6 protein-coding genes are annotated in these 12,204 nt (G+C 49.5%); 1 reads left to right on the top strand and 5 read right to left on the bottom strand.

Annotation, left to right across the window (positions count from 1 at the left end):
* Positions 1-49 precede the first annotated feature (49 nt).
* The gene (locus BQ9893_RS16915; RefSeq protein ID WP_075967012.1) at positions 50-3,349 is read right to left on the bottom strand and encodes a DUF5107 domain-containing protein; all 3,300 of its coding nucleotides are present in this window, start codon (positions 3,347-3,349) and stop codon (positions 50-52) included.
* A 9-nt stretch (positions 3,350-3,358) separates the two neighbouring features.
* Entirely contained in the window at positions 3,359-4,732 is a 1,374-nt protein-coding gene (locus BQ9893_RS16910) for a sugar porter family MFS transporter (RefSeq protein WP_075967011.1), read from the bottom strand.
* 159 nt (positions 4,733-4,891) lie between these two features.
* Here BQ9893_RS16910 and BQ9893_RS16905 point away from each other — a divergent pair, with 159 nt between their 5' ends.
* The gene (locus tag BQ9893_RS16905) at positions 4,892-5,779 is read left to right on the top strand and encodes an AraC family transcriptional regulator (protein WP_075967010.1); all 888 of its coding nucleotides are present in this window, start codon (positions 4,892-4,894) and stop codon (positions 5,777-5,779) included.
* On the opposite strand, the gene BQ9893_RS16900 is transcribed toward BQ9893_RS16905, so the two are convergent.
* From BQ9893_RS16900 to BQ9893_RS16890, 3 genes are all read right to left on the bottom strand, one after another.
* Positions 5,780-7,948, bottom strand: coding sequence for a glycoside hydrolase family 31 protein (locus BQ9893_RS16900; RefSeq protein ID WP_075967430.1), 2,169 nt, complete (start codon positions 7,946-7,948; stop codon positions 5,780-5,782).
* 113 nt (positions 7,949-8,061) lie between these two features.
* A complete protein-coding gene (locus tag BQ9893_RS16895) occupies positions 8,062-9,636 on the bottom strand; it encodes a sulfatase family protein (RefSeq protein ID WP_075967009.1) in 1,575 nt (524 codons plus the stop codon).
* A gap of 191 nt (positions 9,637-9,827) precedes the next feature.
* Entirely contained in the window at positions 9,828-11,960 is a 2,133-nt protein-coding gene (locus BQ9893_RS16890; RefSeq protein WP_394333243.1) for a dipeptidyl-peptidase Dpp7, read from the bottom strand.
* Positions 11,961-12,204 lie beyond the last annotated feature (244 nt).

Here is a 12,204-nt window from a genome sequence, read left to right as displayed (position 1 = left end):
AATCCTATCAGTTTAAGTAATTCATATTTCTGTACATCGACTTGTTTCGTTATATTAGGTTCCCGACCATTTGCAAATGTATCTGTACTCCCTGGTGATTATTATCCATTCCGGCAGCAATATGGAAATAACGTTCTGCCTTGTCGAGGTTGCCGAGTCCGAGATGTCCCAATCCCATCAAGTAGTTGCAATGGATGCGGTTCTTCTTGTCCATGTCGTCTTCCCAAATCTGGAGATCGGGAAGTGAAACGGCGAAATAGTCCATCTTGAAGGTGTCGAACAAATGTTTCTCTCCAAAGTCGATCAGCCGGTTAAAACGCCCGCGGGCTTCATCTTCACGTCCCAACTTACGGAGAGCCAGTCCCTGATAGAAGATCTTATCCGGTTTCTGGTCATTGTAGTACATGGCGGCTGCTGGTTGACTATTCCCAATACTGGCAGCCAGGAACAGTTCACGTGCTTCAGTTTCACGCTCCAACGCTTGTAAAGCGCAAGCTTTATAGTAATTGAAATCGTTCTCCTGGGCGCCATAGAGTTTTCCTTCGCCTAAGTTATGGGGATAGATGAAGCATTCTTCAATCAAGTCCAATGCTTTTTCATTCTCTCCGGCTTTCAGGTAGGTTTTTACCAACTCGACGCGTGCCAACTGATACTGTGCCGGGACTTTCCCCTCTCCCCCTTCCCAGGGATGAAAACGGCGGGCATCGATCATGCGGATCGCTTCTTCGTAACGTCCTGACTGGTTCAATAAGGTGACATATTCCAGATAAAGGTCATCTCGGGAAAAGGCAACCTCCCGATATTTCTCCAAAAAAGCCAGACGATCGGCATGGGAACGGTTCAGACGCTTATACAGTTGGTCAAGCTCCATCAGAATACGGGCATCCTGTATATCCAATTTAAACGCCTTTTCGAGCAGAGCCACTGCTTCCTGCTGTTTATTCAGTTTGTTGAAATAGGCCAGTGACAAATTACGGAGAACCGTCGGAAACGTATCGTCCTGTTCGACCGACTTCTCCCATTCAGCTATCGCTTCAGGGTACTGCCGCTTGTCGTACCACAGGTTACCTAAATAATAATGAGCTTTGGGTGCGACATCCGCAAACCGGATTACCGCCTGTAAAGCCGTGATCGCTTCGAGGGCATTCGGGAAACAACAGTCAGCCGGTTGATGCTCGGCAACGCAGATAGCCATTTCAGCCTCTTTCAGACGACCTAAGGATAACAGGAACCAGCTTTTATAATAATGCAGCAATGTGCGTTCCGAAACAACCCCTTCGAAAGCGGCTTCAACCACTTTCAAGGCTTCTTCGAAGCAGCCGGCAGAGGCATAGTCGAGCGATAATTCCTCGTAGTTATGCCCTTCCGAACGCATCCGTACAAGCAGGTCATCCAGGACAGCCTTCTCGCCTGTCAACAGATACTCTTCAAAACTACAGCCGAAGTTGAAACGGTCGATCGCGAGAGATTCCCGGATCAAGGCCAACGCCTCGTCCACACGTCCGAGATGGCGGAGAACGATAGCCTTCAAATGGCGACCGCGCAAATTATGCCAGTTACGGAGCAGGGATTTATCGATTTCATACAAAGCATCCTCCCAATTACCTTTCGAAGCGGACAACTGGGCCAGTGAATAATATCCGGCATCCTGCCAGGCTGCATTCCAACAGGCTTTATAGAAACAGTCGTAGGCCTCATCGGTCTTGCCCTGGTATTTAAGCGACAACCCGAGATTATACAAAGGCTCGCCGTCATACGGGTTCGGGTTCTTTTCCGTCAACGTCTTGACAGCACGACGCAAATAAGGTTCGGCTTTTGCAAACTGCCCCTTGCGGATCAGCCACAATCCCATTGCGTTATTGTTGCGGACATCATCCGGATCACGGCTGAGCGCCTCTTCATAATAGTCGGTTGCGGAATAGGTCGCATGACGATATTGTTCAAGATGCAAACCGGTTAGGTAAAGCTGTTCCGTCGTCCGGATATCCTTCGGATCAAGAGCGGCTTTTGCCGGTTCAGGCACTTCTTTTATCTCATTGGGTTCAGGTTCCCAAGATAGAAGGAGTTTTCCCTTCGAATTACAGATAGAAACACGGATATCGGTCAGAGTATCGACCGGAACCCACTCTTCGAGGATTGTTTCAGGTGTAATATCACAAATGATATCCAGGACTTGTTCCTCCCCTTTCGTTACCATGATATGCAAATCCTTCTGTGCCGAAGTAGCGAAGATTTTCAAGCGGGAAGCATTGCCTTCCGGTTCAATGTTCATCAACAGGTCGGAAGAAGCATTCTTCACCACTCCCAATTCCCGGTATGGCATAAAATACTGGGTGAAAGTCTTTTCTTCATACGGTTGCAACCAGGAGAAATCTGGTTGGTTATCGGTGTAGACTCCCGTCATCAACTCGATATAAGGGCCGTCCGCATCCGTCAGGTTACGATCCCAAGCCTGCCCGAAATCGCCGTTTCCCCAAGTCCATTGCTTTTTGCCCGGAGAGACATGGTGGTCGGCTACGTGCAGGACACCGGCACGGGTATCGTTTTCATAGCCGCCGACAAAATCATATTTGGAACGGATTGCCATATAGGATGTCGGCACGGGAATATTCTTATAGCGGGAGATATCGACTCCTGCCGAATAGTCCATCTTGTAATAGGTTCCGGTAGCGATCGGGTAGCGCGAGACATCCCGCTTTCCATGATCGAACACGGCGTTCACATCACCGGGGAAGACAGACTGATACTGCTCGTTCACGGCAACCGCCGGATTCGCCCACCAAAGAAAAGTCTGCGGAACAGGAGTCGGATTGTACACCTTACCCTGTATTTCCAAAACAGCACGTCCCGGACGTAACGTGAACCCAGCCATTCCTTTCTGGTGGAACATACGTTCTCTTTCGCTGACCCAAACAACCACACTGCCGTCCGGCTTTTTCTCGATCGAGTAATCTACCGGAAGGAACGTACTCGGACGGTGGTGCTGCGGCCAGTTGAACTCGATACCACCGGAAATCCAAGGGCCTGTCAGTCCGACCAGAGCAGGTTTGATCACATGGTTGTAATAGATGAAATGACGCTGCTTGATCTTGTCGTACGCCATCTGTACCCGTCCACCCAATTCCGGCAGGATCATCACCTTTATATATTCATTTTCCAGATACACGGCATGATAGGACTTATCCTCACAAGTATCTTCGATCTTCTCAATTACAGGATATGGGTACACGACCCCGCTGCTTCCCTGGTATACGCGTTTTTCCAGGAACATCGGATTCTTTTCTGGTTTTCCGATGCCGTATGTAGGAAGAAGGATATCTTCCTCCCAAACTTTTACACTTTCTGCCATATTCTTAATTTATTTCGTTAATTCTTTTTCCAGTTCTTCCAATGTCTTACCCTTGGTTTCAGGGAGATTAGCCCGTATAAAGAGGAAACCGGCCAGACAAATCCCGCCATACAGCCAGAACGTACCCGAAGCGCCGACCGCTTCATTCAGGATCGGGAAGGTATAAGTAAGCAAGAAACAAGCCACCCAAAGGAAGAAGGTGGAAAGTGCCATTGCCATCCCACGTATACGGACGGGGAAGATTTCAGAAAGTACCACCCAGACCACCGGCGCCAGAGACATCGCATAACAGGCAATCGCCAAAACGACCAAGAGCAACATCGGCCAGCCGTTTACTCCTAAAAAATAGCAGGTTCCTAAAATAAAGTAGATCACCGCCAGCCCGGCCGAACCGACAAACATCAGCGTGCGCCGCCCCCATTTATCTACCGTATAGATGGCGACAAACGTAAAGATCACGTTCGTCACACCCGTCACCACGATATTCATCAGGACATCGGACACGGCATAGCCGGCAGCCGAAAAGATTTCCTGCGCATAATTGAAGATCACATTAATCCCGCACCATTGCTGAAAAACAGCCAGTACGATCCCGATCACCAATACCATCCTCACGCCGGGCTGCAACAGAGCGCCCCAATTGGCCTTTTCTTTCTTGTCTTCGTTCAACTGTTTCAATTCGGAGAGCGTCTGTCCGGCATACTCCGCCCCGCCAACACGTACGAGGATCTTACCGGCCTCGTCAGATCGTCCGGCCGTAGCCAGCCAGCGGGGACTTTCGGGAATCACAAAGGAGAGGACAAAGAACAATCCTGCCGGAACTAGCTCGGCCCAAAACATCCAACGCCAAGCCCATTCGATACTTTCCACACTCAGCGTCTCGCTGCCGGCTGTAAAATATTCACCGATCTGCCAGTTCGCCAACTGGGCCATCAAAATACCTAACACGATCGTCAGCTGGTTGAGTGAAACAAACTTGCCACGGACGGATGCAGGAGAAACTTCTGCTATATAAACCGGAGAGACATTCGATGCAATACCGATACCGAATCCCCCGATAATGCGGTAGACGACAAACCAGAAAAAACTGTCGACCACTCCGGTCCCGATAGCTGAAGCGACAAAAAGGAAAGAGGCCGCGATCAGCATTTTCTTACGCCCGTAGCGATCGCTCCAAGCACCCGAAAGCAAAGCTCCCACGAGGCACCCGACAAGCGCACTGCTCATTGCCCAACCGCGAAGGGCCGCCGAACCTTCCAGGTTGAAAAAGGGTTCATAAAATATCTTGGCTCCTCCGATCACCACCCAGTCGTAACCGAACAGTAATCCGCCCATTGCCGAAACGAGGCAAATCAGTAGTAAATAGGTTGTCGTTTGCTTCATGATAATTAGTAATTAAGTTATCTGCCGTAAATGAATGATTAAGATACAGGTACAAAGTAAATACCTTTTGCGAGAAGAATAAATAGATAAAAAATTTATATAGATGGACAATCTTCCGATTTTAATTGTAAGTTTGTATCATTCCTAAATCAACATATTATGATCAGAAGAAAAGACGGTTTCAGCGGAGAACGGGCGCTTGTCCTTCCACAACCAATCATCCATGAGATGGAAGAAGATCCTATTTCCTCCATTTTGCACATTACCGATATCGGATATTACCCGAAAGCGTGGCATCATTTTCGGGAGCGGCAGGAACCGATCACTCAGTTTGTTTTCATCTATTGCATAGAGGGATCGGGGTGGTACCGAACGGAAGGGCATGAATTTCAGGTGACTGCCAACCAATATTTCATCCTGCCGGCAGGAAAACCGCATGCTTACGGTGCCAACGAGGAGGACCCGTGGACAATCTACTGGATTCATTTTAAAGGAAAGCTGGCCTCCCATTTCGCCAAGCAATGTACACACCCGATAGAGATCAAACCGGGGATGCACTCCCGCATCAGTAACCGGATTGACATGTTCGAAGAGATACTTCGAACACTGGAAATGGGCTACAGCCATGAGAACTTGCTGTATGCCTGTTCCATCTTTTACCACTACCTCGGAACATTACGCTATTTGCAACAGTACCGGGACGCCGCCCGCCACGAACCTGAAAAGAACGATATCGTAACGGCCGCCATCCATTTCATGAAGGAAAACATCGAAAAGAAACTGACATTGCAGGAAATCGCCACCCACACGGGTTATTCTTCCTCCCACTTCTCTGTCCTGTTCAGCCAACGGACAGGCTATGCACCGCTGACTTACTTCAACCAGCTAAAAATACAGCAGGCTTGCCAGCTCTTAGACTTCACAGACATGAAAGTGAATCAGGTCTGCTATAAGATAGGCATCGAAGATACCTACTATTTTTCGCGCCTTTTCAGCAAGATCATGGGGATGCCGCCACGGGAATATAGGAAGATGAAGAAAGGATAACTACTCCGTCATATAGCGGAACGTATATTCTCCGTTATACGACCAAACTTGCCGGCCGTCCGGGACAGAGACTTTTCCCTGTTTGCCCCCGTCAGGAGAAACATCGACCGTAATGGTAAGATAGGTATATTCACCCTTCTCGTAATTATAGGTTTCCCCGTCATCGTCGTACAGGCGGAAAGTGCCGGGCTTGGAACCGTAATGGCGGATCTCGAGCGGTAGTTTCGTACCGTCCAGCTCAGTTACAGGCGGACAAAGCGGAACGATCCCACCGTCCTTCACATAAACAGGAATACGGTCGAGACCGGGAGAAACGGTAATGACTTCGCCCTCCCCTGCCAATTTACCGGTATAAAAATCATACCATCTGCCTTGCGGGAGGATGACCTTCCGTTCGGTTTCGCCGGCAAAGAGAGGAGCGATCAGCAGATTTTCACCGACCATAAACTGATCCTTCATTTCGCGTTTGACCGCCATAGCATACGGATTTTCAGTTCCGTCGAGCCTGCCCTTCTCGATCTGTTCATTGGCAGTATAGCCCGGTTCGAGGTTCATGGCACGCATGGGAGGTGTCCCCTCGAAAGCATAATCGGCAAATGCCGTATAAAGATACGGGATCAGCCGCATACGAAGCAGGGAGATTTCGTTTACCTGTTTCTCCACATCAGGGAAAGACCACGGCTTCGTCCCGTCCGCCCAAGCATCCAGCATGGCGATCGGAGAGAAACAAACAGTCTGCATGCGACGCAACCATTCTTCGGAAGTTTTGGAGGCACGAACTTCAGGCGTCCACAACACACCGATGAACGAGCTGTTGATCAACGCCGTGATAAAGTCACGATGATTATAATAATCGTTATAGATAACATACGGGAAGGAGGAAGTACCGGCATTTCCGGCACGAACAAGCCCGTAGGTACGCAGGTTTTTCTCGCGATACAGATCTGTTGTCATGCGTTGCATCAAGGATCCGTAGAGCTGTCGCATCTGTTCAGCCGGCGTACCGGAAGGAAAAGTTGCGACATCTGGCCACAGCCAGTTGTCATAGCCATCATTCTCATCCATCTTATACCCGCTGATTCCCAAGTCCAACTGGTGTTTTTTGAAATGATCCAGCATGATCCGGCGTGCCTCAGGCATCCGGTAATCCGGAACCAGACCGTTCCATTCCGTATGGGAAGCCGTGTAAGGTTCAATGGCATCCCGTATTTCACATTCCGGAGAGACACCGGGATTAAACCAGAGGTTTGTACGAATATGTTTCTGCAAAAGGTCGTTCACAAACTTTTCGGGTTCGGGGAAGCGGGTGGCATCCCATTCATAGGTACAAGGATAGGCACGGCTCATCCACCCCGGTTCCAAGCCGATCACGGTAAGCGGGAAACCCCGTTTCCGGAACTCGGCTATCTCGTCCTGCACCTGCCGGTCGGTGAAAAGGGTCGGGACACGATGCCAGAAACCCAGTCCCCATTTCGGAGGTAGCACACCTCCTCCGTTGAAGAGATTGAAACGGCGTACAACATCCTGCATATCCTGTCCGGCAAACAAAACCACCTCGACACCTTCGGCAGGAACCAAAAATTCAAGGTTATCGGAATAGGGCTGCGCACTCCAGCCGGGATCGGTATTGCGGTCCTGCACCGCTGGCGGATTCTGGCTATCCTTACGGACACCGGTTCCGACATACGCTTTGATATAACGGGCAGAGTTGATGAAAGCCCCATAGCCTTTGCTGGAGACGAAGAAAGGAACCGGCGCATGGGTTCGTCCGTTATCCTTGCCTCCATAATGGTCGACATGCAGTTCAAGGATCCGCCCGCGCTGTTCGACCGTTTTGAAGTTCAGGCCGAGACCGAAAATCTTTTCCCCCTTGTCAAGCGGGAAACGGATATAGGTCTTGCCGTCCACCTCCTCGAAACGGATCTCATTACGGTTGACGGGCAGCTCGGCTTTCGGCATCGCATTGATAGCATTCCACTTCGGATGCAGGTCGAGTTCACTCAGCAGATTCAACTTTTCAGGTTTACCGACAGATATTTGCCACACTCCGGAAGCAGGTTCTTTCCATTCAACTCCGGTCTTACCATCGGGGACCTCCGCGCAGGCGGCAAGAGACAATAACGCAACAACGGCGCAATTGCAAAAATGTGTCATTATTTTCACCTTCATGATCATTACGAATCAATATATGGGGCAAAGGAAAGCCTTTTCATCTAAAAAGAAAATAGATAAAATGCCTATAAATATGGATGATCTTCCGATTTTACCAGCATTCCTGTCTCTTACCAGTAATATTTATCCATAATCTCCTTCATCCGAGGTGTTGCAGTATCTGTATCACCAACCTCGCGGCGGAGTTTCAACAGTTCGCGTTTCATCTTCTCGATTTCACCGGCATAGGCTGGGGAACCATAGACATTATGGTCTTCGTGCGGATCGGCGAGCAGGTCATAAAACTCCCACGACGGCGTGACCGGTGTCTTTTCCGAACCCGTAGCATTCAGCGGATCGCCATAGAGGAACATCAGTTTATAACGATGGTTTCGGATCCCCATATGGGCCGGACGTATTTTGTGATGTGTCCAGTAGCGATAATACATGGACTGTCGCCAGTCGCGCGGAGTCTCGCCTCTCAGGTTGTCACGGAAGCTGCGACCTTCACTGCACGAAGGGGCGTTCACTCCGGCATAGTCAGCCAACGTGGCGGCAAAGTCAGTGTTGAGGATGATATCGGCGTTACGCGTCCCGGCAGGAATTTCCTTCGGGTAACGGATGACAAAAGGCATGCGCAACGGTTCCTCGAACATCATACGCTTATCGAACATGCCGTGCTCACCAAGGAAATAGCCCTGATCGGAAACATACACCACTATTGTGTTCTTCGACAGCCCTTCTTCATCGAGGAAACGCAGCAGACGGCCGATATTGTCGTCGATGGCCGCTCCGCAACGCAGGTAGTCGCGAATCAATTTCTGATAGATTTTCCGGCGTGCATCTTCCTTGTTCATTCCTTCTATGGAGAAAGGCAGTTCCGGATACTTACACCACCACGAGTCTGGGTCTTTCGATGCGATGCCCCAACGGCGTGCCATGTCCTCCAACGGTTGTCCGGGGAAGGTACGCCCGGATTCTTCCGGCCCGAACTCCATCATGTTGGCCGGTTCGGGGAATGTAACCCCGTCATAGATATGTTTCAGCCGTTCGGGAAAATCCCACGGTTCGTGCGTTGCCTTGAAATGGCAACACATCATGAAGGGCTGATCCTTATCCCGCGAACGGATCCACTGGATCGTCTTGTCAGTCACCAAGTCAGTCGAAAAACCTTTCTCCACCTTTCCACTCTTTCCCTGATCATCATCCACCCAGCCTTCAGCGGTCTTGAACAGCGGATCCCAATATTCTCCCTGGTCATGGAAAACAGAAAAGGTGTCGAATCCCGACGGCTGCGTTTTAAGATGCCACTTGCCGAAAAGAGCAGTTTGGTATCCTCCCTCTTGCATACGTTTCGCGATGTTGTCCAAAGCAGGATCAAGCCTGTCTTCGAGCGTGTAGACTCCGTTATGATGGCTGTAAGCGCCTGTCATAATCGCTGCACGGCTGGGTGCAGAGATCGAGTTCGTACAAAAGCAGTTGTCGAGCACACACCCTTCAGCAGCCAGGCGGCGGATATTCTCATTTTTCACATAATCACGCAGGATTCCCCCATATATACCCCACGCCTGCGAAGTATGGTCGTCGGAGAGGATAAAGAGGATGTTCGGGCGTTCACCAGCCGCTTCCGTTCTGTCGGCAGCCAGCATCGGAGAAACTGTCGCCAAAAGGCCGGCTCCGATGATAAGGTTGTTCAATGTCTTCATGGTACGTCTTTTGTTTTTCTTTCCTACAAAAGTAATGAATTAAATAATATATCAATAAGAGACATCTCCTAATCTGAAAAAAGTGCCGGGAAGGAGGCTTCATACCCTCCTCTCCGGCACTTTTTCAATATAACATAGCCAGGCAAACTTCCTTTGACAGCTTTCAGGTCAAGCCCAAAGCTGCCGCCTTCCTATTTCACCAACTTCAGTTCCTCAATCAGTCGCGGGCATTTTCCCCATTTGTCGATCATGTACAGCACGTAGCGGATATCCACGCTGATCGTGCGCTGCAAGTCCGGTTCGAAAGCAATGTCACCGCTCATCGCTTCCCAGTTACCATCGAAAGCGAGGCCGATCAAACGGGCATTCTTGTCGAATACCGGGCTGCCGGAGTTACCGCCTGTGATGTCGTTATTGGAAAGGAAGCAAAGCTGCAATTCGCCGTTTTTGTTGGCATACTGGCCGAAGTCTTTGCTGCGGATCAGGTCGAGGATTTCGGGTTGCACCCAGAACTCGTCGCTTTCTGGGTTTTCCTTTTCGAAGATACCCTTCTGGGTCGTATAGTAATCATACCAAGCAGCATCATACGGACGGTAGCCGCCGATGGAACCGTAGCTCACACGCATCGTAAAGTTGGCGTCCGAAGAAAGCGCCTTTTCCGGATACATCTCTTTCAAGCCGGCAAAATAGAGGCGTTCGCCCTTGGCAATATCGTAGTAAGAATCACCCGTGAGTTGCTGCAATTCGAAGAGGGATATCAGGACGGACAAGCTCAACTCGGCAGCCGGGTCCTTCTTCAGTTTCGCATATTTTTTCGGATCCTTCAGCATGGAAGCGATATTGTCGTAAGACAGGATAGCGGTCTTCTTGAATACATCGGCGGCATACTTTTCATAATCGCCTTTGTACTTCTTGTCCACCGTCTTGTAGATATCCGGAAGATTCTCTGCTGGGACCCGTTCCTTCACGATCTTCATCATGGCAGCCAGAACCTTCCGGTCGAGGCTTGCGTCATAATCCTTGAAGAAAGGCTTGATATTGTCTTCGAGGAAAATATCGATATCTTCCGGAGTAGAGCCCTTCACATCCACGCTTTGGATCATGCGGGCCAGTTTCACGATTTCGGCGCCGCTCAGGAATGCTTCGCCCAGGTAGGTGGATATCTTTTTATATTCGCTGGAAGAAGTATATCCTTTTTCCAACAGGTTCAAGACATCGCCATACACCTCTTTACGCTTTGCATCCTGTGCCACCCAGGAGGCAAAAGCAGCTTCTTCTTGCCGCTTGCGGTCGATTACTTTCAAGTTGGCAAGGCCTTTGTTCATACCGATCGAATTTTTCCAATAGTTGGAGCTGCCGGCATATTTGGAGGCATATTTGATACGCATTTCGTCGCTGGCAAGCATCGCGTCTTTCCAGATCGCCTGCTTGATGCCACGCACTTCGATACGCGGTTTGTTACTATCCTCGATACGCTGTTGCACGCCCCATGAACACAGGTAACGATCCGTGCTGCCGGGGAAACCGATCGTCATCGCATAATCCTTGTCTTGGTAACCTTGCAACGAGACTTCTGCCACATATTTCGGCTGGTAAGGCTTGTTGTCCTTGCTGTAGGCAGCCGGCTTGTTGTCGGCTCCGGCATATACGCGGAACACGGAGAAGTCGCCCGTATGGCGCGGCCACATCCAGTTGTCCGTATCGCCACCGAATTTACCGACTGAGCTGGGCGGAGCGAATACCATGCGGATATCATTGAAAACATCGTAGACGATCAGGAAATACTTGTTATTATTGTAGAAAGGCACAACGTCGGCAGCCAGAAACTCCGTGTTCCCGACAGAATCGGCCATCGCCTGCCCGATCGAGTCGGCAGCAGCCAGACGCAGATGCTCTTCCTCGATCGAGGCTATCTGTGAATTGATGCGCTCGCTCACATCCACTGTCTCCCGCAAGTAACGGACCGTCAGGCCCGGAACCGGCAACTCTTCTTCCTTACTTTGAGACACGAAACCGTCTTTCAGGTAATCATGTTCCACACTGCTCAACTGCTGGATCGAACCGAAACCACAATGGTGGTTGGTGAAAACCAATCCCTCATTCGAAACGGTAATGCCCGTACATCCTCCTCCGAAGATCACGACGGCATTGGCAACACAAGGGTCGGTTTCACTGTACAACTGTTCGTAAGAGGGAGTAAATCCCAACTCCTTCATCCTTGCCAGGTTTTGTTTATTCAACTCTTTCAGTACCCACATGCCCTCATCGGCAAACACTTGGCCTGAAGCAACGAGAAGCAGTAACACTGCCCACAACTTCTTCATAAAATTCATTCTTTGTTCGTTATTCATGCGAATCAGCAGTTGAAAACATCTTCAGATTCTTGATTTAAAAGTTTGTAATTCAGTTAATTATCTCATTATTTTATTTTGTAATCTCCTTGAAAATCAGTAAATTAGAAGAATAAAACCACTCATTTTTCTAATTATGATTCCCAAGGAGAAAAAGTTAATACTAATAGGTTTGTATATGTATATCTGTGATGTCCATAAGTCTTCTCTGCGTTTC

Source organism: Parabacteroides massiliensis, from assembly GCF_900155425.1.
Lineage (GTDB): Bacteria > Bacteroidota > Bacteroidia > Bacteroidales > Tannerellaceae > Parabacteroides > Parabacteroides massiliensis.
Note: the sequence above shows the minus strand (reverse complement) of the source record. Positions and strands in the feature narration are given on the sequence as shown.

Excerpts from the sequence above, each read along its gene's own strand:
- BQ9893_RS16915 (WP_075967012.1), bottom strand. The coding sequence starts at position 3,349 with ATGGCAGAAAGTGTAAAAGTTTGGGAGGAAGATATCCTTCTTCCTACA.
- BQ9893_RS16910 (WP_075967011.1), bottom strand. The coding sequence starts at position 4,732 with ATGAAGCAAACGACAACCTATTTACTACTGATTTGCCTCGTTTCGGCA.
- BQ9893_RS16905 (WP_075967010.1), top strand. The coding sequence starts at position 4,892 with ATGATCAGAAGAAAAGACGGTTTCAGCGGAGAACGGGCGCTTGTCCTT.
- BQ9893_RS16900 (WP_075967430.1), bottom strand. The coding sequence starts at position 7,948 with ATGAAGGTGAAAATAATGACACATTTTTGCAATTGCGCCGTTGTTGCG.
- BQ9893_RS16895 (WP_075967009.1), bottom strand. The coding sequence starts at position 9,636 with ATGAAGACATTGAACAACCTTATCATCGGAGCCGGCCTTTTGGCGACA.
- BQ9893_RS16890 (WP_394333243.1), bottom strand. The coding sequence starts at position 11,960 with ATGAAGAAGTTGTGGGCAGTGTTACTGCTTCTCGTTGCTTCAGGCCAA.